This is a genomic window from Bradyrhizobium sp. (genome assembly GCF_035652035.1).
GTDB lineage: Bacteria > Pseudomonadota > Alphaproteobacteria > Rhizobiales > Xanthobacteraceae > Bradyrhizobium.
In genome coordinates this window covers 101,724-124,957 of sequence record NZ_DASREO010000022.1, presented here as the reverse complement: position 1 = coordinate 124,957, position 23,234 = coordinate 101,724, and the positions used below count along the sequence as shown (strand labels likewise).

Annotated in this window: 20 protein-coding genes; 9 read left to right on the top strand and 11 right to left on the bottom strand. The window is 62.2% G+C overall.

Translation table 11 applies throughout. The features are described from left to right. Positions 1 to 50: 50 nt before the first annotated feature. The 7 genes from VFB05_RS08530 to VFB05_RS08500 all read left to right on the top strand — a co-directional run bounded on the left by VFB05_RS08530 (position 51) and on the right by VFB05_RS08500 (position 8,108). Positions 51 to 1,853, top strand: coding sequence for a gamma-glutamyltransferase family protein (locus VFB05_RS08530; protein ID WP_325011000.1), 1,803 nt, complete (start codon positions 51 to 53; stop codon positions 1,851 to 1,853). 5 nt (positions 1,854 to 1,858) lie between these two features. Beyond that, positions 1,859 to 2,569: a DUF1028 domain-containing protein gene (locus tag VFB05_RS08525; protein ID WP_325010998.1), complete on the top strand. Its 711-nt coding sequence runs from the start codon at positions 1,859 to 1,861 to the stop codon at positions 2,567 to 2,569. Then, positions 2,566 to 3,555: an ABC transporter ATP-binding protein gene (locus tag VFB05_RS08520; protein ID WP_325010996.1), complete on the top strand. Its 990-nt coding sequence runs from the start codon at positions 2,566 to 2,568 to the stop codon at positions 3,553 to 3,555. Before VFB05_RS08525 ends, VFB05_RS08520 begins: the two co-directional genes overlap by 4 nt. Then, positions 3,552 to 4,631 (top strand): dipeptide ABC transporter ATP-binding protein, encoded by a 1,080-nt coding sequence (locus VFB05_RS08515; RefSeq protein ID WP_325010994.1) that lies wholly within the window; start codon positions 3,552 to 3,554, stop codon positions 4,629 to 4,631. The genes VFB05_RS08520 and VFB05_RS08515 overlap by 4 nt, the downstream gene beginning before the upstream one ends. A 51-nt stretch (positions 4,632 to 4,682) precedes the next feature. Beyond that, positions 4,683 to 6,194 (top strand): ABC transporter substrate-binding protein, encoded by a 1,512-nt coding sequence (locus VFB05_RS08510; RefSeq protein WP_325010992.1) that lies wholly within the window; start codon positions 4,683 to 4,685, stop codon positions 6,192 to 6,194. A gap of 82 nt (positions 6,195 to 6,276) precedes the next feature. After that, entirely contained in the window at positions 6,277 to 7,218 is a 942-nt protein-coding gene (locus VFB05_RS08505) for an ABC transporter permease (protein WP_325010989.1), read from the top strand. 2 nt (positions 7,219 to 7,220) lie between these two features. Beyond that, on the top strand, positions 7,221 to 8,108 hold the full coding sequence (locus VFB05_RS08500; protein ID WP_325010987.1) for an ABC transporter permease: 888 nt from the start codon (positions 7,221 to 7,223) through the stop codon (positions 8,106 to 8,108). A gap of 6 nt (positions 8,109 to 8,114) precedes the next feature. On the opposite strand, the gene cnbZ is transcribed toward VFB05_RS08500, so the two are convergent. From cnbZ to VFB05_RS08470, 6 genes are all read right to left on the bottom strand, one after another. Then, positions 8,115 to 8,870: a 2-amino-5-chloromuconate deaminase CnbZ gene (gene cnbZ / locus VFB05_RS08495; protein ID WP_325010985.1), complete on the bottom strand. Its 756-nt coding sequence runs from the start codon at positions 8,868 to 8,870 to the stop codon at positions 8,115 to 8,117. A 73-nt stretch (positions 8,871 to 8,943) separates the two neighbouring features. Beyond that, the gene (locus tag VFB05_RS08490; protein ID WP_325010982.1) at positions 8,944 to 12,039 is read right to left on the bottom strand and encodes a multidrug efflux RND transporter permease subunit; all 3,096 of its coding nucleotides are present in this window, start codon (positions 12,037 to 12,039) and stop codon (positions 8,944 to 8,946) included. A 39-nt stretch (positions 12,040 to 12,078) separates the two neighbouring features. Beyond that, positions 12,079 to 13,272 (bottom strand): efflux RND transporter periplasmic adaptor subunit, encoded by a 1,194-nt coding sequence (locus VFB05_RS08485; RefSeq protein ID WP_325011219.1) that lies wholly within the window; start codon positions 13,270 to 13,272, stop codon positions 12,079 to 12,081. A 2-nt stretch (positions 13,273 to 13,274) separates the two neighbouring features. After that, positions 13,275 to 13,979 carry a helix-turn-helix domain-containing protein gene (locus tag VFB05_RS08480; RefSeq protein ID WP_325010979.1) on the bottom strand — a complete coding sequence of 235 codons (705 nt, stop codon included), beginning with the start codon at positions 13,977 to 13,979 and terminating at the stop codon, positions 13,275 to 13,277. A gap of 111 nt (positions 13,980 to 14,090) precedes the next feature. Continuing rightward, positions 14,091 to 14,693: a thiamine pyrophosphate-dependent enzyme gene (locus tag VFB05_RS08475; RefSeq protein ID WP_325010977.1), complete on the bottom strand. Its 603-nt coding sequence runs from the start codon at positions 14,691 to 14,693 to the stop codon at positions 14,091 to 14,093. Further along, the gene (locus tag VFB05_RS08470; RefSeq protein WP_325010975.1) at positions 14,690 to 15,235 is read right to left on the bottom strand and encodes a phosphonopyruvate decarboxylase; all 546 of its coding nucleotides are present in this window, start codon (positions 15,233 to 15,235) and stop codon (positions 14,690 to 14,692) included. The genes VFB05_RS08475 and VFB05_RS08470 overlap by 4 nt, the downstream gene beginning before the upstream one ends. Before the next feature lie 111 nt (positions 15,236 to 15,346). Between VFB05_RS08470 and VFB05_RS08465 the strand changes: the two genes are divergently transcribed. Beyond that, complete coding sequence (locus tag VFB05_RS08465; RefSeq protein ID WP_325010973.1) at positions 15,347 to 16,561, top strand: cytochrome P450; 1,215 nt, start codon at positions 15,347 to 15,349, stop codon at positions 16,559 to 16,561. 102 nt (positions 16,562 to 16,663) lie between these two features. Continuing rightward, complete coding sequence (locus VFB05_RS08460) at positions 16,664 to 18,160, top strand: hypothetical protein (RefSeq protein WP_325010971.1); 1,497 nt, start codon at positions 16,664 to 16,666, stop codon at positions 18,158 to 18,160. Between the two features lie 40 nt (positions 18,161 to 18,200). Here VFB05_RS08460 and VFB05_RS08455 read toward each other — a convergent pair whose 3' ends face one another. The 5 genes from VFB05_RS08455 to VFB05_RS08435 all read right to left on the bottom strand — a co-directional run bounded on the left by VFB05_RS08455 (position 18,201) and on the right by VFB05_RS08435 (position 23,234). Then, the gene (locus VFB05_RS08455; RefSeq protein WP_325010969.1) at positions 18,201 to 18,518 is read right to left on the bottom strand and encodes an antibiotic biosynthesis monooxygenase; all 318 of its coding nucleotides are present in this window, start codon (positions 18,516 to 18,518) and stop codon (positions 18,201 to 18,203) included. A gap of 94 nt (positions 18,519 to 18,612) precedes the next feature. After that, complete coding sequence (locus VFB05_RS08450; RefSeq protein ID WP_325010966.1) at positions 18,613 to 19,476, bottom strand: sugar phosphate isomerase/epimerase family protein; 864 nt, start codon at positions 19,474 to 19,476, stop codon at positions 18,613 to 18,615. Next, positions 19,476 to 20,669, bottom strand: coding sequence for a dihydrodipicolinate synthase family protein (locus tag VFB05_RS08445; protein ID WP_325010964.1), 1,194 nt, complete (start codon positions 20,667 to 20,669; stop codon positions 19,476 to 19,478). The genes VFB05_RS08450 and VFB05_RS08445 overlap by 1 nt, the downstream gene beginning before the upstream one ends. A 13-nt stretch (positions 20,670 to 20,682) precedes the next feature. Further along, positions 20,683 to 21,834 carry a Gfo/Idh/MocA family oxidoreductase gene (locus VFB05_RS08440; RefSeq protein ID WP_325010962.1) on the bottom strand — a complete coding sequence of 384 codons (1,152 nt, stop codon included), beginning with the start codon at positions 21,832 to 21,834 and terminating at the stop codon, positions 20,683 to 20,685. Continuing rightward, positions 21,831 to 23,234 (bottom strand): hypothetical protein, encoded by a 1,404-nt coding sequence (locus VFB05_RS08435; RefSeq protein ID WP_325010961.1) that lies wholly within the window; start codon positions 23,232 to 23,234, stop codon positions 21,831 to 21,833. Before VFB05_RS08435 ends, VFB05_RS08440 begins: the two co-directional genes overlap by 4 nt.

Genomic DNA, 23,234 nt, shown 5'->3' with positions numbered 1-23,234 from the left:
GTCAATTGCAGCCCCACAAATTCAATAAAAGCAAAAAATCACGGATCCCCATGGGCCACATCAATCCCAATCCCTTCACCACCCGCCCCGAAATCGAGGGCATGTTCGGCGTGGTGACTTCCACCCACTGGATTGCGTCAGCGGTCGGCATGGCTATCCTGGAAAAAGGCGGCAACGCCTTCGACGCCGGCGTCGCGACCGCCTTCACGCTTCAGGTGGTCGAGCCGCATCTGAACGGCCCCGGCGGGGATGTGCCGATCATCGTTCATGACGTCAAACGCGGGCGCACGGAGGTGATCTGTGGCCAGGGCCCCGCGCCGGCCCGTGCGACCATCGCGCATTACAAGAGCGAAGGGCTGGAAATGGTGCCCGGCACCGGGCTGCTTGCGGCCTGCATTCCCGGCACCTTCGAATCCTGGATGCTGCTGCTGCGCGACTACGGCACCATGAGCCTGCGCGATGTGCTGGAACCGGCAATTGCCTATGCCCGCGACGGCTATCCGTTCCTTGAACGCGCGGCCGCAACAATTCAAATCGTCGAGCAACTGTTCCGCAAATACTGGCAGACATCGGCTGCGGTCTATCTGCCGAACAACGAGGTGCCGAAGCCCGGCGCGATCTTCACCAATCCGAAGCTCGCCGAGACCTATACCCGCATCCTCAAAGAAGCCGAGAGTGCTGGCGGCAACCGCGAGGCGCAAATCGAGGCCGCGCGCAAAGCCTGGTCGAAGGGTTTTGTGGCGGAAGCGATCGACAAATTCTGCCGCACCCAGGAGGTGATGGATGTGAGCGGCTCGCCACATCGCGGCGTGCTCTCCGCCGACGATATGGCGCGCTGGCAGCCTTCCATCGAAGCGCCGCTGACCTACGACTACCGCAACTACACGGTCTGCAAGGCCGGCGTCTGGAGCCAGGGCCCGGTGATGCTACAGCAGCTTGCGCTGCTGAAAGGCTTTCAGCTCGACGGTCTCGATCCCGCGGGGCCTGACTTCATCCACACCCAGATCGAATGCGCCAAGCTCGCTTATGCCGACCGCGAGAAATTCTACGGCGATCCGAAATTCACGGAAGTGCCGATCGCGACGCTGTTGTCCGACGCCTACAACAACGAGCGGCGCAAGCTGATTTCGGACAAGGCCTCGCTCGACTTCATTCCGGGCTCGGTGGAAGGTTTTGGCGGCGTGGTGAAGCTGCGCCGTCAGGAAGGAAGCCGCGAAGCGGTCGGCGCCATGGGCGCCGGCGAACCCACGGTCGGGCGGATGGGCGAGGTCAACGGCGACACCGTTCACTTCGATATCATCGACAAGGCCGGCAACATGATCTCCGCCACGCCGTCCGGCGGCTGGCTGCAATCTTCGCCCGTGATCCCCGAACTCGGCTTCTGCCTCGGCAGCCGCGCGCAGATGTTCTGGCTCGAGGAAGGCCACCCCGCCTCGCTCGCGCCGGGCAAGCGCCCGCGCACAACGCTCTCACCAACCATGGCGCTGCGTGACGGCGAGCCGTATCTCTCGTGGGGCTCGCCCGGCGGCGACCAGCAAGATCAATGGATCACGCAATTCTTCCTTCGGCACGTCCATGCCAATATGAACTTGCAGGAAGCGATCGACGCGCCGGCCTGGCACTCCGAGCATTTCCCGATCTCGTTCTGGCCGCGCACCTCGCGGCCCGGTGTGATGGTGGTCGAGAACCGCGTGCCAAAGGCGACGGTCGAAAACCTGCGCGGACGTGGTCACATCGTCGAGATCGGTCCGGACTGGTCCGAGGGCCGTCTGACCGCCGCTTCCAAAATCGGTCGCCGCCGCCGTGCCGCCGCCAACGCCCGCGGCATGCAGGGCTACGCCGCCGGACGTTAAAACCCATGACTTGGTCGATCATTGCGAAAGACAATGCCACCGGCCAGATCGGAATAGCGGTTGCCACGAAATTCTTCGCGGTCGGCGCGCGCGTCCCTTACATCGCGCCCAAAATCGGCGGGATCGCCACGCAGGCGCTGACCAATCCTTACTACGGCATCGACGGCCTCAGGCTGCTTCGCGAGGGACACGCGCCTCGCGAGATCATCGAAACGCTCATTGCATCTGACGCCGGACATGAAAGCCGGCAGATCCACATCATGGACGCCAGGGGACGGATTGCCGCGCACACCGGCAAGGACTGTGTCGACTGGTGCGGACATCTCCAAGGTGACGGGTTTTCGCTTGCAGGTAACATGCTGGCCGCCGCGCGAGTTCTGGACGATACGGCGAAGGCCTATGTTGCCAACATCGGCATGCCTTTTGCACAGCGCCTGATCGCTGCCATGCGCGCGGGCGAACTGGCGGGCGGCGACAAGCGCGGCAGGCAATCAGCCGCGCTTTTGATTTACGGCGAAGAGGAATGGTCCGACCTTGACCTGCGTGTTGACGACCACAGCGATCCGCTCGCTGAACTCGAACGGCTGGAATCCGTGAGCCGCGAGCGCTGGGTGCATTTTCGAAAATACCTGCCGAGCCGCAAATACCCGGCCGGGATCACCGATCGCGCCGTCATTGACGCTGGCATTGCCAAAGCCGTCGAAAGCCAGCAATGACCGATGCGCCGCTGATCGAGATCAGGGATTTGCGCGTCACCTTTCGCGGCGATGACGGCCGCACCACGCATGCGGTCGACACTGTCGATCTTGCCGTCGCGCGCGGCGCGACGCTTGGCCTCGTCGGAGAATCCGGCTGCGGCAAGAGCGTCACATCGCTCGCGGTCATGGGGCTGTTGCCGAAGCAATCCGCCGAGGTGACAGGATCGATCCGCTTCGACGGCTTCGATCTTCTCGATGTGCGCGATCAGGTCAGGCGCGACCTGCGCGGCAATCGCCTCGCGATGATCTTTCAGGAGCCGATGACCTCGCTCAATCCGAGCCTCACCATCGGCGATCAGATCATGGAGTCCATTCTCCGCCATCGCGGCGGAAGCCGCAGCGCCGCGCGCAAGCGCACGATCGAACTGTTGCGCCGGGTGCATATTCCCTCGCCCGAGCGGCGGATCGACGAATACCCACACAAGCTGTCGGGCGGCATGCGCCAGCGCGTGATGATCGCGATGGCGCTGGCCTGCGATCCGCGCCTCTTGATCGCCGACGAGCCGACCACCGCGCTCGACGTCACTTTGCAGGCCCAGATTCTCGACCTGATGCGGGAGCTGAAGGCAGATAGCGGCGCCGCGATCATCCTGATCACCCATGATCTCGGCGTCGTTGCCGAGGTCTGCGACGAGGTCGCGGTGATGTATGCCGGCGAAGTCGTCGAACGCGCCGATGTCGACGAGCTGTTCGCGTGCCCGCAACATCCCTACACCGTTGGTCTGCTTGGCTCGATCCCACGCCTCGATCAGCGGACCTCGCATCTGGCGACCATCGAGGGCATGGTTCCGAACATGAGCGCGCCTCCGAAGGGTTGCCGGTTCGCCGCGCGATGTCCTTTCGTCGAAAGCGCCTGCACCGCCGCCCCGCCGCCCTTCGCGCAAGTCAGTCCTGGCCATTGGTCGCGTTGTGTTCGGGCGCCGCTGGAAAGGCTGGTGTCATGACAGCCCTTTTGGAAGTCAGCAATCTGGTCAAGCACTTCGTCGCCGCGCGCACCCCGTTCGGGCGGCCGGCAGCCTTCGTCAAGGCGGTCGATGGCGTCTCTTTCACAGTTGATGCCGGCGAGACACTGGCGCTGGTCGGCGAATCCGGCTGTGGCAAGTCGACCGTGAGTCGCCTCGTGCTGCGCCTGATCGAGCCGGATCAAGGCGAAGTCCGGTTCGAAGGCCGCGATCTTCTCGCGATGAACGCGAACGAACTGCGCGCCTTCCGCCGCGATGCGCAGATCATCTTCCAGGACCCGTATGCCTCGCTCAATCCACGAATGACCGTTGGGCAAATTCTGGCCGAGCCTCTGGTGCTGCATGATCTCGTCCCGAGCGAGCGACGCCGCGAACGCGTTGAGGAGCTGTTGCGGCTGGTTGGACTGGAACCGCGTGCGGCGCGGCGTTACGCCCACGAGTTCTCCGGCGGCCAGCGGCAACGCATCGCGATTGCGCGGGCGCTCGCGGTCGAGCCAAAGCTGATCATCTGCGACGAGCCGGTTTCGGCGCTCGATGTTTCGATCCGCTCGCAAATCCTCAATCTGCTGCGCGAACTGCAACAGCGGCTTGGGCTCGCCTATATCTTCGTTTCGCACGACCTCGCCGTGGTCAAGCATATCGCCGACCGTGTCGCGGTGATGAATCTCGGCCATATTGTCGAGACTGCGGACACCGAGACACTGTTCGCCTCGCCGCGTCACCCCTATAGCCGCGCACTCCTGTCGGCCATTCCCGTGCCCCGGCCGCAAGGAAAGCGCAGCCGTATGGTGCTCGAAGGCGAGATGCCGAGCCCGATCGATCCGCCGTCCGGCTGTCGCTTTCATACCCGCTGCCCCTATGCGATCGAGCGCTGCAAGGACGAGGCGCCGCAACTGTTGCCGAGCACGGCGGGACACCTCACCGCGTGCCATCGCGCCGATGAATTGCCGGCTCCTGATGCGATCATTCCGAGCGACGGCGCTTTTTCACCGGCGCTGGAACGATTGGTCGCAGCTTTCAATCGGCAGGACGGAAGCGAACCGAGATTTCGGGGTTAATATGGCGAGCGCGACGAGAGCGGCTGCGTACGGTGTCAATGGAGACGTCCGATGAAGACGATGCGTTTGGTAGCCTTGGCAGCAGCGATGCTGCTCTCACTTGGAGTGGTTTCGCAGGCCCAGACCACGCTACGGATCGGCCTTGCCGAGGATCCCGACGCGCTCGATCCCTCCACCGCACGGACCTATGTCGGCCGCATCGTGTTTGCGGCGTTTTGCGACAAGCTGTTCGACATCGACGAGAAACTCAATATCGTGCCTCAGCTCGCGCTGTCACACGAGACCTCCGCCGACGGCAAGGAAGTCACGATCAAGCTGCGCCCCGGCGTCAAGTTTCACGATGGCGAGCCGTTCGACGCGGAAGCCGCAAAATTCTCGCTCGACCGTCACCTCAACCTGCCGGTTTCATTCCGCAAGCCTGAGCTCGCCGCACTCGATCATGTCGAGGTGGTCGATCCCTTGACGATCAAGCTTGTGCTGAAAACGCCTTACTCGCCTCTGATCGCGCAGCTCACCGACCGCGCCGGCATGATGGTCTCGCCCAAAGCTGCCAAAGAAGAAGGCGACAAGTTCGGACTGCATCCGGTCTGCGCCGGACCCTACAAGTTCGTCGAGCGCGTGCAGCAGGACCGTATCGTCTTCGAGAAATTCGCCGACTACTGGAACAAGGACAACGTCTTTATCGACCGTATTGTGTATCTGCCGATCGTCGATGCCACGGTGCGACTTGCCAATCTTAAATCGGGTGGGCTCGATCTGATCGAGCGCGTGCTGGCCACCGACATCAAGGACGTCCGCGCCGATTCGAGGCTAAAGCTCTCGTCCGCGCTGGAACTCGGCTATTTTGGTCTCACGCTCAACATCGGCAACGACAAGAACAAAGGCGGCCTCAGCCAGTCTGCCAAAGTACGCCAGGCGCTCGACCTGTCGATCGACCGCGACGCGCTCAACCAGGTTGTCTTCAATGGCGAGTTCGTGCCCGGCAACCAATGGGTCAGCCCTGAGCATCCCTATTATCAAAAGACATTTCCGGTCCCGAAACGCGATGTCGAAAAGGCCAAGGCGCTCTTGAAGGAAGCGGGTGTCACTCCGCCCGTCAGCGTCGACATGATGGTGCCCAAGGGCGCGGAGAACGAACAGGTTGCCCAGGTGCTGCAATCGATGGCGACTGAGGCCGGCTTCGACCTCAAGATCCGCCTGATTGAATTCGCGACCTCCTTCAAGCAGGCGCAGGCCGGCGAGTTTCAGGCCTTCCTGATCGGCTGGAGCGGCCGCATCGATCCCGACGGGAACTCCTACGTCTTCCTGCACAGCAAGGCGCCGCAGAACGATGGCGTCTATTCCAACCCGGATGTCGACAAAGGCTTTGAAGACGCGCGCCTGACCAGCGATCCCGCGCAGCGTAAAGCGATCTACGAAAAAGTGACGGGACAGGTGCTCAAGGACGAGCCGATCATCTATCTCTATCATCGCAAGCTCCTGATCGCCCACACGACCAAGCTCGAAGGATACCGGCCGATGCCGGACGGGCTGGTCCGCGTGATCGGGCTGAAGCTGAAGTGAACAAGGTCACGGCGATGGTCTCGTGTCCCGGATGCGGTGCAGCGCGACAGCGGTGCGATGCGCCCGGGAAATGCGTCCGACCATGCTGAATTTTCTCGGCAAACGCATTCTGCAACTGATCCCGACACTGTTCTTCGTGTCGGTACTGATCTTTCTGTTGCAGCATTTATTGCCCGGCGATCCCGCGCTGGTCATGGCGGGCGAAGAACGCAATCCCGCCGTGATCGAAAAAATCCGCCAGCAGTATCGGCTCGATCAGCCGATCCCGGTGCAATATTTCTACTGGGTCAAAGGCGTCGCATCCGGCGACTTCGGCGAGTCCCTGCGCATCAAGGTCCCCGTGCGTCAACTGATCGCCGAGAAGCTGCCGGTGACGATGCAGCTCGCCGCGATGGCCATCCTGATCGCTTTCCTGATCGGCATTCCCGCCGGCATTATCTCGGCGGTGAAGAAGGGCACGGCCTGGGATTACGGCGCCAACCTGTTTGCGCTATGGGGCATCTCGACGCCGAATTTCTGGCTCGGGATCATGCTGATCTTCCTGTTCTCGATCAAGCTCGGCTGGCTGCCGGCGTCGGGCTACGTTCCCCTCGCCGAGAACTGGCGCGCGAGCCTTGCTTCCACCATCATGCCGGCGTTCGTGCTTGGCAATGCCATTGCGGCGATCCTGATGCGGCACACCCGCAGCGCCATGCTGCAGGTGCTCGAAAGCGACTACGTCCGCACCGCCCGCGCCAAGGGCCTTTCCGAACGCACCGTTATTCTCAAGCACGCCATGCGCAATGCGTTGACGCCCATCATCACGCTCGGAGCGCTTGAGCTTGGCACGTTGCTGTCGGGCGCGGTGCTGACCGAGCAGATTTTTTCAATCCCCGGCTTTGGCAAACTGATCGTCGACGCCGTGTTCAACCGCGATTATGCCGTCGTTCAGGGCGTCGTGCTGGTGACGGCAACGATCTACATCACCCTGAACCTGGTTGCCGACATTGCCTACATCCTCGTCAACCCGCGGCTGAGGAGCTGACGATGGCCGACGCCACGCTCACAGCCGCCGTCGTTTCCGGTCGCGATGATTTCGAGACGCCGGCACGGCGGGCGCTGCGGCGGCTGTTTGCCCGCAAGGGTGCGGTGGTCGGACTTGTCGTAATTGCGACCTTCGTCACCCTCGCGCTGCTGGCGCCATGGATCGTGCCCTACGATCCCGTCGCGACCAGCTGGGCGCTGGTGCGCAAGCCGCCGTCTGCCTTGCACTGGTTCGGTACCGACGAGCTCGGCCGTGATGTCCTCAGCCGCGTCGTCTTTGGCGCGCGTGCCTCGCTGGTGGCCGGCGCGATTTCAGTCGGGATCGCGCTGTCGATCGGCGTGCCCTTTGGACTTCTCGCCGGCTATCGCGGCGGCTTTATCGACGCGCTGATCAGCCGGATCACGGATGCGATGCTGGCCTGCCCGTTCCTGATCCTTGCGATTGCGCTTGCCGCTTTTCTGGGACCCAGCCTGCGCAACGCCATGATCGCGATCGGCATCTCGACGACGCCGGTCTTCATCCGATTGACCCGCGGCCAGACCCTGAGCGTCAAGGTCGAGGATTATGTCGAGGCTGCGCGCGCGATCGGCAACCCGCCCTGGCGCATCGCGCTGTTTCACATCCTGCCGAACATCCTGCCCGCGCTTCTGGTGCAGGCGACGCTGTCGATCGCGGCTGCCATCATCGCCGAAGCGGCGCTGTCGTTTCTCGGTCTCGGCCAGCAGCCGCCATCGCCCTCCTGGGGCAGCATGCTCAACGCGGCGCAGCGCTTCCTGACCAACGCGCCCTGGATGGCGATCTGGCCGGGCTTGGCGATCTTCCTCGTGGTGCTGTCGTTCAACCTGATCGGCGACGGCCTGCGCGACGCGCTCGATCCAAGGCAGCGGTGACGGTCGCTAAACCACCACCTCCCGGCACACCCTGCGGCAATCCACCTCGAATTCGAGATCGACCACTGGTGGACGCGCGAAGTGCCAGGTCAGACCGGAACGCATGGCGCCAGGGCGCACCAGTTCTTCGGTCGTCGCATGGTGGAAGTCGTGCACGGTATAGGCTTGCGTCGCCGTCGTGTCCTTCCAGGCAAAACCGAGCCCGGCGAGCCGGCTTTCCATTTCGCGCACCACGAAAGCGACTTTCTCCTTCATCCCCTCCGGGCTGAGATCGCGGTAGCGCACGATCCGCTCGGGATAGCTGCCGGTGCCACCGCGCGCTTCCGCGCTGCCGGCAATGACGAAATCGGGCGTCGCGGCACGGCTTTGTCCATCGACCGGGCAAACGAAGGAGAAGGCAAAGAACGACGGCACGGCCGGCGGATCGATCTCCGGGCAGACATTGCTGCGCGCCACGGGATTGGTGGTGCCGTCGAAGATGCCCCACTCGGCGAGCGTCTTCACATAGTGCTGGTTGAAGGCGAGGAAGCCGGCTTCGCTGAACGCTGCCGGCGAACGCAATTCGCAGGCACAGAATGACGTCAGCCTTTGCCCGGCGGCCTGGATGTATCTGGCCGCCTGCGCAAAGCCTTCGGCGAGCGGCAGCAATTTGTCGAAGCGCACGCGCTCGATCGCAAAGCCGGGCAGCGCGCAGACGCCACTCGAATACTGGAACACGCCCGGGATGAAGCGATAATTGCCGGCTGCGAAATCACTGACCATGTATGGCGCTCCTAACTCCAAAGGAGCGCCATACGATCATTTCGGCCAGAACGAGTCCAGCCGGCAAGCAGGCTCACGTCGGCTTCAAAGCCTTGTTGCCGAGATCGAACTCGGCGATTTCCTTCGCACGTTCGGATTCGGCGCCGGCGCGGTGGTCGGTTGCGATCCACACATAGACCGCCGGCAGCACGAACAGCGTGAACAGCGTGCCGATGGTCATGCCGGCGACGACGACGAGGCCGATCGAGAATCGGCTCGCTGCGCCTGCGCCTGACGCGGTGAGCAGCGGCAACAGGCCGGTGACCATCGCCGCCGTTGTCATCAGGATCGGGCGAAGCCGGACGCGGGCCGCCATCTCGATCGCGGAACGGCGGTCGAGGCTTTCATTGAGCTGCAGCTCGTTGGCGAACTCCACCATCAGAATGCCGTGCTTGCTGATCAATCCGACCAGCGTCAGCAGGCCGACCTGAGTGTAGATGTTCATCGTCGCCACGCCGAAGAACAGCGGGATGAGCGCGCCGACGATCGCCATCGGAACGCTGATCATGATGACGAGCGGATCGCGCAAGCTTTCGAATTGCGCCGCCAGCACCAGGAAGATGATAATCAGCGCGAAGGCGAAGGTGATCGCGAGCTGATTACCTTCCTGGACGTATTGCCGGCTATCGGCAAGGTAGTCGTGGGTAAAGCCGGCGGGCATCTTTTTCGCCTCACCCTCGAGGAAGTCGACAGCCTGTCCCACCGTCACACCGGGCATCGGCACCGCCTGGAAGGTTGCCGAGTTGAGCTGATTATAATGGGTCAGCGCGTTGGGATCGGTCCCGGTTTCGATCGATACCACCGTTGACAGCGGAATCTGCTGGCCAGTCGGTGTCGACAGATAATAGTTGCCGAGGGCCTCTGGCGACAGCCGGCTCACGCGCGGCACCTGCGGGATCACCTGATAGGATCGTCCCTCGAGGTTGAAGCGGTTGACGTAGTTGCCGCCGAGCATCGTGGCAAGCGAATTGCCGATGCTCGCCATGGTCAGCCCAAGATCGCTTGCCTTCGCGCGATCGACCTTGATCCGGACCACCGGCTGATTGAAGTCAAGATCGCTGTCGGAAACGATGAAAAGTCCGCTCTTGCGCGCAGCATCCTTCAGCTTGGCCATCTGTTCGTAGACGGCCTGGAAACCATTGGTCGAGGAAATCACCATCTGGACCGGCAGGCCGCCGGGACCGCCCGGCAGCGGCGGCAGGTTGAACGCAAACGCGTTGACGCCTTCAATCTTGCTCAGCTCTGCCTGCACCAGCGGCTTCAGCTTGATGGATGAGCGCTTCCGCTCATCCCACGGCGTCAGCAGCATGCCGGCAATCCCGTTCTGGGGCCCGTTGATGCCGTTGAGAACGAAGCGCAGGTCGGTTTCGGGAAACTTGGCGAAGGTCTTGTCAAGCTTGTCGCCGTAGTAGTCGATGTAGTCGATGTTGGCGTATTTCGGCGCCTTGGTCACCGCAAAGACGATGCCCTGGTCCTCTTCCGGAGCGAGTTCCTTGGCGGTGGACAAATAAAGGAATCCGACTAGTCCCAGGATCGTGAGCGCGAACAACCCGGTGATCGGGCGATAGTCGAGCGAGCGATCGAGCAGACGCCCATACCCGCGCGTTATTGCACCGAATACCCGGTTCACGATCCGGGCAAACCGTCCTTCTTCCGCGCTTCGGAGGAACATCGAGCACATCATCGGCGACAGGGTCAGCGCGATGACGCCGGAGACGATCACCGATCCGGCAAGCGTGAACGCGAATTCGCGGAACAGCGAACCGGTGAGGCCGCCGAGGAAGCCGATCGGCGCGTACACAGCGGCGAGTGTAATGGTCATCGCGATAACGGGGCCGACGATTTCGCGCGCACCGATCATGGCAGCCTGCACCGGCGGCTTGCCCTCTTCCAGATGGCGGTGAATGTTCTCGACGACGACAATCGCGTCGTCGACGACAAGGCCGATCGCGAGCACCATCGCGAGCAGCGTCAAGAGGTTGAAGCTGAAGCCGGCAGCCAGCATCAGGCTGCATACGCCGATCAGCGACAGCGGAATGGTCACCACCGGGATCAGCACTGAGCGGAACGAGGCCAGGAACAGGAAAATGACGACGACGACGATGAGGACCGCCTCACCGAGCGTCTTCTCCACTTCGTCGATCGAGGACTGAATGAACTTGGTGGAGTCGTAGGCCACCTTCATTTTCATCGACGGCGGCAGATTTCGCTCGAGTTCCGGGAACAGCGCGCGCACACCCTTCACCAGCGTCAGCGGGTTGCCGGTCGGCGTCGCCTGCACGCCGATGAAGATCGCGTGCTCGCCGTTGAAGGCGACGCTGGCGTCGGTGCTTTGCGCCGCAAGTTCGACGGTTGCGATATCGTCGATCCGGACGAAGCCGCCGTCCTTGGACTTGACGATCATCTTCTTGAACTGCTCGAGATTTTGCAGGTCGGTGTTGGCCGAAACGTTGGAGACGATAAAGAAGCCCTTGGCCTGGCCCGCGGCCGCCTGGAAATTGTTGGCGGCGATCGCGGCCTGCACATCCGCCGGCGAAACGCCACGGCCGGCCATGCGAACGGGATCGAGCCAGACCCGCATCGCGAAAGTCTGCCCGCCGAGAATATCGGCCGAGGCAACGCCGTCGACTGTGGAGAGCACCGGCTGCACCACGCGCGTCAGGTAGTCCGAAATCGCCGATCCCGACAGCACCTCGGACGAGAAACCCAGATACATCACGGCGGTGGTCTGCCCGGTCGTCTTGGTGACGATCGGGTCGTTGGACTCCTTGGGAATGAGGTATTTGACCGAGTTCACCTTGGCGAGAACTTCGGTCAGCGCCTGGTTCGGATCGAAATTGAGCTTGATGTAGACCTGGATCGTGCTGGTGCCGAGCACCGACGACGAGGTCATGTAGTCAACGCCTTCGGCCGAGGCGACCGCCTGTTCGATCGGCGTGGTGATGAAGCCCTGGATCAGGTCAGCCGCCGCACCGGGATAGACGGTCGTGATGTTCACGACCGTATTCGACAGTCGCGGATACTGCCGGATCGGCAGCACGGCCGCGGCGCGCAAGCCGATCAAAAGGATCAGCAGGCTGACGACGACCGACAGCACCGGTCGCTTGATAAAAATATCGGTCCAGACCATCGGACGCTCCGACTCTCTTGAATTAGCAGACGCGCACTATCAGTAGCGCGGCGGTTTCGCCGGAATCGGCGGCGGCGGATCGGTCGAGATTGCGACGGCTATCCCCGATTGCAGCTTGTTTTGGCCCACCGCAACCACGCGATCGCCGGTCTTGAGGCCTTCAAGGATTTCGGCACGGCCATCGACCCGATCACCTGTCCGCACGAAAGTGCGCACGGCCGTCAAGCTGGTCTTGCCGTCATCGCCCTTCTTCTCGGTGATCACGAAGACGGAATCGCCATACAGCGTGTAGTCGACGGCGGTCTCCGGCACAGTGACGACCGCCGGCTTGTCTGGCAGCACCACGGTCGTGGTCGTGAACATGCCGGGCTTGAGGATCTTGTCCGGATTGGCGATCGTGGCCTGGACGCGGATGTTGCGCGTGTCAGACTGGATCTGCGGCTCGATGGTGGTGATCTTGCCATCGAAGGTGCGACCCGGATAAGCGTCGACGGAGATCCGCACCGTCTGGCCGACCTTGAGCGCGCCGCTAGCCTTCTCTGGCACGGTGAAGTTGGCGTACAGCATCGACAGATCGGTCAAGGTGACGATCTGGGTTCCGGCGCTGAGGAACTGACCGAGTTCGACCCGACGAACGCCGAGTTCGCCATCGAACGGCGCACGCACGAGTTTTTGCGAAATCAGTGCCTCGGTCTTGGAAATGCCGGCGATGGCCTGATCGTAAGTGGCCTGCGCGGCATCGACCGTCGATTGCGGTCCGAACTGGCGCGCCGCGAGCTGCTTGGCACGGTCGAGCGCAAGCTGCGCGCCCGTCGCCTGCGCCTTGAAGCTGGCGAGATCGCCCTGCTCAGGACCGTCGAACAACTGCACCAGCGGGCTTCCCTCTTTCACCGAGGCGCCGGCCGTGAACATGATGTCGGTGATGCGCCCGGAGACATCGGAGGTCACGTTCACCTGGTGCACCGCAGCGAGATCGCCGACCGCCGTCAGCAGATTCGGAACCACTTCGGACTTCGCCTCGGCAATACTGACGCTCGCCGGCGGCTGCGGCTTGCTAAAGATCTCCTTGAACAGATTCGGCAGGAATACGAATTTGAAATACACGAGAACGCCTACCACAACGGCAAGCAAACTCCCGACAATGATGAACCAGCGCACCGTCCGAACCGGACGCGAATGCGGTTTCTCGCCGACCGGCTTTCCCGAGATATGGCTTTCGGTCACAACGTTCATGGTCATGCGCTCTCTGCAATTGCCGGCTGCCCGGAAACCCGAGCCAAATCACGGTCGAGGTAGTGGGTGATCGCAGCTTCGTTCAGCCCGATGCCGCGGAGGATAAATTCGCAAAGCTGCCGTTCGAAATCCGCGCCTTTGTTGCCATAGGAAAGGCACGGAACGGCCGGCAGGCGCGTGAGCGTTACCATCATCAGGCTATGATGGGCAAACCAGAACAGGTTCATGGGTTCGCGCCCGATATGCGTGGCGTCTCCGGCTTCGATCGCGCGCTTGACCGAAGCCTCGAAGATCGGACCAATCAAACCGCCGACCTTTTCGTAGATCAGCCGCGCGAACTCTCCATCATCGAGGTGGCTCGCCAGCATCAGGCGCATGCGCTGGGCTTCCTCCTGATCGGGCAAGGTGTGCACCTCGTCGAAATGGCGGACCATCTCGCGGATCAGGATCACCAGCGTCTCAGTCGACGGCTCGAGTTCGAGCAGGCTTTGCAGCGCCGGATCGGCGGCGCACTCTTCTGCAAGGATTTCCGCATAGAGCGCCGATTTGGTGGGAAAATGCTTGAACAGCAATCCTTCGGAAATCGAAGCCGCCGCCGCCACGCTTTTGGTCGTGGTGCCCGCAAAACCATGGCGTGCGAAGCAGCGCTTGGCGGCGCCCAGTATCAACTGACGCCTCAGATCACTTGTCATCCGAAGGGTGCTCATCGTTGTGAGTAAGCACTCACCTTTATGGCGAAGTCAAGGAGAATGCTGCAACGCAAAATTATCGTTGCAGACCCGTAGGTTGCATCGCTCGCGGTAGTCGCGCGGACCGAGCTAGATCGGGCTATAGCCCAGCGCGCCCCGAATCCGGTTCACGATAAAGGTGCCGTCGCGGTTGGCGAGCACCCGCTCGAGATTGGCGCTGTCGATCTTGATGCAGGCAAAGCGCGGTCCCGCCGCAACGTTCTGCATCGAGGCCGCAAACGTGTCGATCTCGGCGAGCGTGGCCAGCGTGCTGGCATGGCTGATGCCGCAGGCCCTGGCCACGCCGACGAGATCGGTGTTCCCCCCGGTGTGGCTCGCCTGCCCGCCGGTCTCGCCATAGACCTCATTGTCGAGCACGATGATGGAAAGGTTCTTCGGCTGTTGCAGACCGACGGTGGCGAGGCTTCCCATCCCCATCAGCATCTCGCCGTCGCCCGTGATCACGACGACCGGGAGTTCCGGCTGGGCCAGCGCGATGCCAAGTCCGATCATGACGGCGCCGCCCATCGCGCCCCACAGATAGAAATTGCGGTCGTGGTCGCCAGCCGCGGCAATATCGTAGGTCGAGGCGCCAAGCCCGCCGACGACAATCGCATCCTTGCGGCCCTCGAGCAGGGCAGCGACGACGCTGCGGCGTTCGAGAAGATTTGCCTTGTTCGTTTCCTTGCTCATTTCACGAACACCTTTGCGCCGATCAAACGTTGCGACAACAGCACGGCCGTCGGCGTGCAGGCATTGTAGGCTTGGCCTGCCGCCGCCTCGACGACGTCACGCACCTCACCTGAATGCGAGGCCCGCAGGACCTTGATGCCGGACAGCTCGAGCACATCAGCGGTGGTCGAGCCCATCGGCACCTGCCACGGATTGAACTCACCCCATTCGCCGCGCATCGTCACCAGCGTCAGGAATGGAAATCGGAAGATTTGCGTCAGCGAGAACATGTTGATGCAATTGCCGACCCCGCTCGATTGCATCAGCATGACGCCGCGCTGACCGCCGGTCCAGGCGCCGGCGAGCAGCGCCACGCCCTCTTCTTCCGTCGTCAGCGGCACCGCCCGCATCGAGCGCTCGCCAAGCACGCGCTGGATCAGCTGCGAATGCCCTGCATCCGGTACATAAGGCACCTGCCGGACATCGAAGCGCTGCAAGATTTCAAAGATATCATCCGGCCAGGAAGCCGCGGTCTCAGTTGGCGCTCCGCTAGGGGCGTGCATGTTTCATGTTCCGATCAGTGTCTGGCTGCTTTCCGCGACGGACTTTAGAGGGACTTGTGCTTTTCGAAAGACCGAAAATGGCATATCGATCATCGCCAAGGGTATAGCGGCATGAGCAAAAAAGAACTGTCCGATAGTTTCGACATCGAGAAGCTGACGGCCGAGTTCTACGCGGATCCCTATCCGACCTATCGTGCACTGCGGGAACACGCGCCGGTCAAGCGCATGGCCAGCGGGTCGTATTTCCTGACCCGCTACGACGACCTGCTCACGGCCTACAAGAACACCCGCGTGTTCTCTTCCGACAAGAAGAAGGAATTCGCGCCGAAATACGGCGCGTCCCTGCTCTACGATCATCACACCACGAGTCTCGTCTTCAACGACCCGCCTGCCCATACACGGGTGCGGCGGTTGATCATGGGAGCGCTGTCGCCGCGGGCCATCGCCGAAATGGAGCCCGCCTTAAGAACGCTTGTCGATCGGCTGCTCGATAATTTGGGACGCAAAAGCGAGGTCGATCTGATCGGAGATTTCGCCGCCGCGATCCCGATCGAGGTGATAGGCAACCTCCTCGGCGTGCCGCTCGACGAGCGCGAGCCGTTGCGCGACTGGTCGCTTGCCATTCTGGGGGCGCTGGAGCCCGTGATCGGCGAAGAGGCATTTGCGCGCGGCAATAACGCGGTCAAGGAATTTCTTAGCTATCTCGAAACGCTGGTGGCGCGCAGGCGCGCGAAACCGGGCGATCCCGAACGCGACGTGCTGACGCGCCTGATCCAGGGCGAAACCAACGGCGAGCGTTTGACGGAAAAAGAACTTCTTCACAATTGCATTTTCCTCCTCAACGCCGGCCACGAGACCACCACCAACCTGATCGGCAACGGCCTGGTGACGCTCGCACATCACGCTTCGGAAAAAGCGCGGCTGATCGAAAATCCCGCTTTGATCAAAACGGGAATAGAAGAAATGCTGCGCTATGAGAGCTCCAACCAACTCGGCAACCGGATGACGACGGAAAGGGTCGAACTTGGCGATGTTGAGCTTGCCCCCGGCACGTCCGTCACGCTTTGCATTGGCGCTGCCAACCGCGACGAGAAGCAGTTCGAGAACGCCGAAACCTTCGACGTCGGTCGCACGCCGAACCGGCATCTCGCCTTTGCCACCGGCGCGCATCAATGCGCCGGCATGGCGCTGGCGCGGCTCGAAGGCGCGGTCGCCATTTCAGGTTTTCTGGCGCGGTTTCCGCACTATGCGCTGAAGGGCCAACAGGTACGCGGCGGCCGCGTCCGCTTTCGCGGATTTTTGAGCGTGCCCTGCACGATCAATTGAGCCATCGGGACCACCTGCTCTGAATTGACAGTCGGCCCAAACCCGGCGAGGATTTTCGCTGACGGCAAAAATACCAACAACGAAAACAAAAAGAGCCCGGGGATGAAAAACGCACAAAAATTTACGCTGCTCGTTTCCTGCTTACTGTCAGGCCTCTTAGGCGCGCCGGCGCGCGCCGACGATGCGAGCCCGTTGAAGGCAGGCGCCATCGTCGATGCCTTGCAAAAGCAAACCGGCGTCTATGACCGCTCCACGGCCGGCAAGACGCCGGAGTTTGTGGTCGATCCCACCTGGCCGCAGCCGCTGCCGCATAGCTGGCTGCTGGGCCAGATCGGCGGGCTCTATGTCGATCATCATGATCATATCTGGGTCTATCAACGGCCACGCACGCTCAACGACGATGAAGTTGGCCTCGACGGCCCAATCCCCGGCGCAACCGACGCCAAGGGTCAGCCGGTCAACGGTCTCGGCTTTGTGCGCGCAAATGGTTTTGGCGCCGATTGCTGCCGCGCGGCTCCTTCCGTGATGGAATTCGACGCAAGCGGCAAACTGTTGCGCGCCTGGGGCGGCCCGGCCGATCCGAACTTCATCGGCGGCAAATGCAAGGCGGACGCCGGCTGCATTTGGCCGAATGTGGAGCACGGGATTTATGTCGACGCGAAGGATAACGTATGGATCGCCGGCAATTCCCCTGCGCACAAGACCGGCGATAAGGAAATTCCCTGGACCACCAACAAGGATGGCGGCGATGGCTTCATCCTGAAGTTCGACATGGACGGCAATTTCAAGATGCGGATCGGCGGCACGCCGTCCGCGCCCGACAGCAACAGCAAGGAGGGTGGCATCAACGGCACGCCCCTGCTCTATCGTCCAGCCGATATGGTCTACGATCCCAAGACCAATCGCCTCTATGTCGCCGATGGCTACGCAAACCGGCGCATCCTGATCGTCGATGCCGATACCGGCAAATATGTCGGCCATTTCGGCGCCTACGGAAACAACCCGATCGATGATGCGGCAGCGGCTGCTGCCGGCACCTGGCCGCAAGGCTCCGCCAAAGGCGAAACCAAGCCCGCCTTCTTCCGCAATCCCGTGCACTGCGTGAAGATCGCCGACGACGGCAAGATCTACGTCTGCGATCGCGGCAACGATCGCATCCAGGTGTTCGACAGCAAGGATCCCAACCTCGGCAAGGAATGCAGCAATCCGAACGGTGAAGCCGGCAAGTGCGGCTTTGTGACTGAGCGTTTCATCAGCGCAAAAACCTATACCCAGCCGATCATGCCCGGCACCGCGGTGTCGATGAATTTCTCGCCCGACAAGGAGCAGAGCTGTCTCTATGTCGGCGACAACACCAACCAGACGATCTACATCATGGGCCGCGACAAGCTCGAGCAGCTTGGCCGGCTCGGACATGGCGGGCGGATGGCCGGCGATTTCCACTGGCTGCATCAGGTGAGCCTGGACAGCCAGGGCAACGTCTATACCGGCGAGGTCGACACCGGAAAACGCGTGCAGAAGTTCGTGCGTTACGGCGCGAGCGGCTGTAGCGGCACTGGCGCTGCCAACATTGGCGGCGAAGCGGCGGAGAGGAAATAAGCCGGCTGGCCGCGCCGTGAGGCGCGGCCTTTTGATTTCTTCAGCCGTGCTTGAACGGCCCGGCCTCGCGGATCACCTTGCAAATCTGGAAGGACGCGCTGGTGTAGAATTCGGCATGCCCACGCTTCATGGTTTCGACATGTTCCGGGTGGGTCCGCCAGGCTTCCAGCGCGTCCTCGGAGGCAAAGCGAAACAGGGTGATTTCTTCGCCATCGTCGGCCTTGAACGACTTGACGGAGAGAAAGCCCGGCAATCGGCTGACGATGCCATACATGCGCTCGCCCAGACGGTTATACTCCTCCAAGTTGGCGCCTTCCCGCAGCTTCAAATCGCCCAGCACAATCACTTCGCCGATCATTGTCTCCCTCCCGTCAATCGAATTGCCCCGGCCTGAGCCGAGTATGCCGATACGATAGTTCGATCTGAGGAGGGCTTTTGTTACACCGGCGCTGCTACACGACGGTGCGATGCCGCTCGATACAGGTGCGCAGGACGTCGTCGAGCGGCCTCGTCCACCAGGCTTCCGAAAAAATCTCGATTTCCGAATAGCCGGAAAACCCTTGCGCCTCGACGGCGCGGCGGAGCGATTTGATGTCGATCACGCCGTCGCCCATCATGCCGCGGTCGTTGAGGATGTCCTTGGTCGGCACCAGCCAGTCGCAGACGTGAAATGCCAGCAGGCGGTCCTTGCTGGCGCGTGAGATTTGCGACAGCACCTCCGGATCCCACCAGATGTGATAGACGTCGAGCGCCACGCCGAGCGCGCCGGTGCGGGCGGGATCGAGCCGATCGCAGATGTCGAGCGCCTGCTTCGTGGTGTTTACGCAGGCGCGGTCGCCAGCATAGGCCGGATGCAGCGGCTCGATCGCAAGCGGCATTTTCGCCGTCTTTGCGTAGTCCATCATCTCGGCGATGGCGTCTTCGACCTGCGCCCGCGCACTGACGATGTCTTTGGATGGCGTACTCCCCGGCCGCGAATATTGCGGCAAGCCGCCGACCACGAGCACGATGCAGGGCGCGCCGAGCGTCTTTGCCTCGTCGACCGCACGGCGGTTATCGTCGCGCACTTCGGTGCGACGGGTAGCGTCCGAGGTGAACATGCCGCCGCGGCAATAGCCGGACAGGTCAAGGCCCGCATCGCGCACGGCGCGCGCCGCGCGCTCGAGCCCGACGGTTGCGACCTGGTCGCGCCAGGGATCGATGGCGCGAATGCCATGCCGGGCGCAGGCCTCGATGATCTCGACGAGATCGCCCTGCTTGCGGACGGTTGCGGTATTGAGCGACAGCCAGCGGTGATCGACTGAGAAATCCCGCATCAGGCTTCCAGCCCACGAAGCGCAAGCACGGTCTTCATGCGCCGTGTCGCCAGTTCCGGATTGGCGAGCAATCCCGCCTGATCCGCCAGCCGGAACAATTCGGCGAGATGCAAGGTCGAGCGTGTGCTTTCCTGCCCGCCGACCATGGTGAAATGATCCTGATGCCCGTTGAGATACGCCATGAACACGATGCCGGTCTTGTAGAACCGCGTCGGCGCCTTGAAGATGTGACGCGACAGCGGCACGGTCGGCCCAAGCACGTCGTGAAATCCTTGCGTGTCGGAGGCAGCTAACCGCGACAGCGCATAGGACGCAGCCGGTGCGATCGCGTCGAAGATGCCGAGCAGCGCGTGCGAATAGCCCTGGTCGTCGCCGGCGATCAGCTCGGCGTAATTGAAGTCGTCGCCGGTATACATCTTGACGCCGTCAGCGAGCCTGCGCCGCATGTCGATCTCGCGTTGCTTGTCGAGCAGCGAAATCTTGACGCCGTCGACCTTCGTCGCATGGGCGTTGAGGATGGCAACCGCCGTGTCCATCGCCTTGCCGAGATCGGTCGAGCCCCAATAACCAGCGAGCGCCGGATCGAACATGTCGCCGAGCCAGTGGATGATCACGGGCTCGCGCACCTGCGACAGCACGCGGCCATAGACCCTGGCGTAGTCGTCGGGGCTACGGGCGATTTTCGCCAGCGCCCGAGACGCCATCAAAATGATGCGTCCTCCGGCCTTCTCGATCGCTGCGATCTGGTGCTCATAAGCGCGGATCACGTCGTCGATGCTTTTTGCATCTTCGATTGCGAGATGATCAGTGCCGGCACCGGAGAATACCAGCGCTCCGCCCCTCGCCTTCGCCGCGCGCACCGACCGCTGGATCAGTTCGAGCGAGGTCGGCCAATCAAGCCCCATGCCGCGCTGTGCCGTGTCCATCGCTTCAGCCACGCCGAGGCCGAGGTCCCAGACGTGCTCGCGAAAGGCAATTGTCTTGTCCCAATCAACCGCTGATGTCAGCCACGGATCGACATCGGCGAGCGGATTGGCAACGACGTGCGCCGCCGAGAATGTCACGCGGTTGAGCGTGCCTTCGAGTTTCGAAGGAAAGCTGCGGGAGGCCGCGAGGCGATAGGCTTCCATGGCACCGCTGGCGGTCGGCAACTTCAGCGACAGCGATGAGGCGGGCATCACGGGCTTGTTCATGGCCGCTCTCCTCTCAAACCTTGATCGGCGCAACGTCGATCCAGCGCTTCTCGCGCCAGCTCTGCAGCGCGCATTCGGCGAGCTGTACGCCCTTGGCGCCTTCGAGCAGCGTGAACTTGTACGGCGCGTCTTCGCAGACGTGACGGATGAACATCTCCCACTGTTCCTTGAAGCCGTTGTCGTAGGTCGCGTTCTCCGGCAGCTTCTGCCAATCGCCATAGAAGTCGTGCAGGCGCTTCTCGTCCGGATTCCAGACTGGCCGCGGCGTCATCTGCCGCGCCTGGATCATGCAGTCGGTCAGTCCGGCGACCGCCGAGCCATGCGTGCCGTCCACCTGGAAAGTGACGAGGTCGTCGCGGTAGACCCGCGTCACCCAGCTCATGTTGATGTGTGCGATCACGCCGCCCTTGAGGCGGAAGGTCGCGTAAGCCGAATCGTCGGCGGTCGCCTTGTATTTCTTGTTCTGCTCGTCCCAGCGCTCGGGAATGTCAGTGTTGCCGATGCAGACCACGCTTTCGACCTCACCAAAGAGATTGTCGAGCACGTAGCGCCAGTGGCAGACCATGTCGAGAATGATGCCTCCGCCGTCTTCCGTGCGGTAATTCCACGATGGCCGCTGCGCTTCCTGCCAGTCGCCCTCGAACACCCAGTAACCGAACTCGCCGCGCACCGAGAGCATGCGGCCGAAGAATCCGGACTCGCGCAGGAAAGCGAGTTTCTTCAGCCCCGGCAGGAACAGCTTGTCCTGGACCACGCCGTGCTTGAGGCCCTTGCTGTTGCCAAGCTTCACGATCGCAACCGCTTCTTCGAGATTGGTCGCGGTCGGCTTTTCGCAATAGACATGCTTGCCGGCGTTGAACGCTCGCGTCAGCAGGCCCGGGCGGGCTTGCGTGGTCGCGGCGTCAAAGAACACGGCGTCTTTCTTGTCGGCAAGCGCCGCATCGAGATCGGTGGTCCAGCGCTCGACGCCGAAGCGCTTCGCCAGCGCCTCGATCTTGTCCGGGTTGCGGCCGACCAGAATCGGATCCGGCATCACGTGATCGCCGTTGGAGAGTTTCACGCCGCCCTGCTCCCGGATCGCGATGATCGAACGGATCAGATGCTGGTTGAGACCCATGCGGCCGGTAACACCGTTCATGATGATGCCGAGGCGTTGCGTCGTCATATCGTCTGCTCCTGCAATATTCTTGCTTTTGCTTGTTGGAAGGGTTGCATGGCTGGCCACAGCGGATGCGTGGCAGAGGCAAAGCCCGGTGCGGTCAGCGATCCCGTGAGGAGATCGCCATCATGGATCGCGAGCCGGACTTTGTCGCCGGCGCGGGCATAGAGATCAGGATGCGCAACGAGGAACGCGTTGGCCTCGTCAGCCGGCGTATCGCCAAAGCCGTCGACATAATGGTGGCCGTTGCGCTCGGCATGTGTCACGCCAAGAAACGCGCCAAGGGCAAGGTCCTGCTGCACGGCAAGGCCGGCCTGACAGGTCAGGTCCTCGCCCGCGATGAAGAATTTTTCGCCACCCGCGCTCCATTTGGCGGCGCGCGTTGCATTGACTACGGACTTGTAGATGCCCTTGCAGGATTTTGAGGAAATGCCGCGATAGCCGAGCGCGCGTGCGCTGACAAACGCGTTATAGGAATCGTCCGCCTCGTCGATGATGAAATCGCAGGCCGCGACGTCCTTGAGCGGCGAAGTACGGGTCACCTCACGCGGCATCGGCTGCTCGATGTAAAGCAGCCGGCTTGCGATTGGTGCCAACGCAGCGTCGCGGCCGAGACGATCGACCAGGGTGCGCAGATCGATCAAGTCAGCATACTGTTCGTTGGCGTCGAGCGTGACGTGATAGGCGTAAGGCAGTTTTGCAAGCTCCCGGCCGATGCCGACCAGCCGCGCGGCATCCGTCTCTGGATTACCAGCGAGTTTCAGCTTGAAATAACGTGTGCCGGAATTCTCGTGGGGATCAGCTACGCCGCCCTCGCCTTCAACCTTGTCATCGAGCCCGACAGTATGGCGGATCGCGACGCGGTCGCGCCGGCGGCCTCGTGCGAGGAACCGCGTAATGTCGTCGTTCGAAAGATCCGGCGATAACCGCGCGTCGACGCCGGCGACATTCGCCGCCATCCCGTCAAAGAAATTGACACCGGCGCCGCGCAACAACGCATCGAGAATGGCCTTATCGATTTCCGCCGGGCCGAAGTTCGCGGCAAGCGGCGGAATGTCTTCCTTCGCGCAAGCCTCGACCTGCGCCGCAATCCGCGAGGCATGATGGGCGAAGGCGGTATCGTATCCCGAACCCGCCATGTAAAGCTCGCGTGCGATCGCAAGCGACCGCCGCAGCTCATCGACCGTCTGCTCGGGTGACAGATGCGCCCGCTTGTCGAACCACTTTGGCACGATCAACTCGGCGCTTGCCCCAATTGATCTGCCCTTGCCTTCAATCTCGATTTCGGCGCGCACAAACACCTGCGCGGCCGCCTCGACGGTAACGGCACCGAAGCGGAACGGGCGGGCGAAACGCACCGGTCGTTCGAAAAGCGTGATATCCCGCACGGCGAGAGGCAGCGGCAT

Excerpts from the sequence above, each read along its gene's own strand:
- VFB05_RS08530 (WP_325011000.1), top strand. The coding sequence starts at position 51 with ATGGGCCACATCAATCCCAATCCCTTCACCACCCGCCCCGAAATCGAG.
- VFB05_RS08525 (WP_325010998.1), top strand. The coding sequence starts at position 1,859 with ATGACTTGGTCGATCATTGCGAAAGACAATGCCACCGGCCAGATCGGA.
- VFB05_RS08520 (WP_325010996.1), top strand. The coding sequence starts at position 2,566 with ATGACCGATGCGCCGCTGATCGAGATCAGGGATTTGCGCGTCACCTTT.
- VFB05_RS08515 (WP_325010994.1), top strand. The coding sequence starts at position 3,552 with ATGACAGCCCTTTTGGAAGTCAGCAATCTGGTCAAGCACTTCGTCGCC.
- VFB05_RS08510 (WP_325010992.1), top strand. The coding sequence starts at position 4,683 with ATGAAGACGATGCGTTTGGTAGCCTTGGCAGCAGCGATGCTGCTCTCA.
- VFB05_RS08505 (WP_325010989.1), top strand. The coding sequence starts at position 6,277 with ATGCTGAATTTTCTCGGCAAACGCATTCTGCAACTGATCCCGACACTG.
- VFB05_RS08500 (WP_325010987.1), top strand. The coding sequence starts at position 7,221 with ATGGCCGACGCCACGCTCACAGCCGCCGTCGTTTCCGGTCGCGATGAT.
- cnbZ (WP_325010985.1), bottom strand. The coding sequence starts at position 8,870 with ATGGTCAGTGATTTCGCAGCCGGCAATTATCGCTTCATCCCGGGCGTG.
- VFB05_RS08490 (WP_325010982.1), bottom strand. The coding sequence starts at position 12,039 with ATGGTCTGGACCGATATTTTTATCAAGCGACCGGTGCTGTCGGTCGTC.
- VFB05_RS08485 (WP_325011219.1), bottom strand. The coding sequence starts at position 13,272 with ATGAACGTTGTGACCGAAAGCCATATCTCGGGAAAGCCGGTCGGCGAG.
- VFB05_RS08480 (WP_325010979.1), bottom strand. The coding sequence starts at position 13,979 with ATGAGCACCCTTCGGATGACAAGTGATCTGAGGCGTCAGTTGATACTG.
- VFB05_RS08475 (WP_325010977.1), bottom strand. The coding sequence starts at position 14,693 with ATGAGCAAGGAAACGAACAAGGCAAATCTTCTCGAACGCCGCAGCGTC.
- VFB05_RS08470 (WP_325010975.1), bottom strand. The coding sequence starts at position 15,235 with ATGCACGCCCCTAGCGGAGCGCCAACTGAGACCGCGGCTTCCTGGCCG.
- VFB05_RS08465 (WP_325010973.1), top strand. The coding sequence starts at position 15,347 with ATGAGCAAAAAAGAACTGTCCGATAGTTTCGACATCGAGAAGCTGACG.
- VFB05_RS08460 (WP_325010971.1), top strand. The coding sequence starts at position 16,664 with ATGAAAAACGCACAAAAATTTACGCTGCTCGTTTCCTGCTTACTGTCA.
- VFB05_RS08455 (WP_325010969.1), bottom strand. The coding sequence starts at position 18,518 with ATGATCGGCGAAGTGATTGTGCTGGGCGATTTGAAGCTGCGGGAAGGC.
- VFB05_RS08450 (WP_325010966.1), bottom strand. The coding sequence starts at position 19,476 with ATGCGGGATTTCTCAGTCGATCACCGCTGGCTGTCGCTCAATACCGCA.
- VFB05_RS08445 (WP_325010964.1), bottom strand. The coding sequence starts at position 20,669 with ATGAACAAGCCCGTGATGCCCGCCTCATCGCTGTCGCTGAAGTTGCCG.
- VFB05_RS08440 (WP_325010962.1), bottom strand. The coding sequence starts at position 21,834 with ATGACGACGCAACGCCTCGGCATCATCATGAACGGTGTTACCGGCCGC.
- VFB05_RS08435 (WP_325010961.1), bottom strand. The coding sequence starts at position 23,234 with ATGCCGCTGCCTCTCGCCGTGCGGGATATCACGCTTTTCGAACGACCG.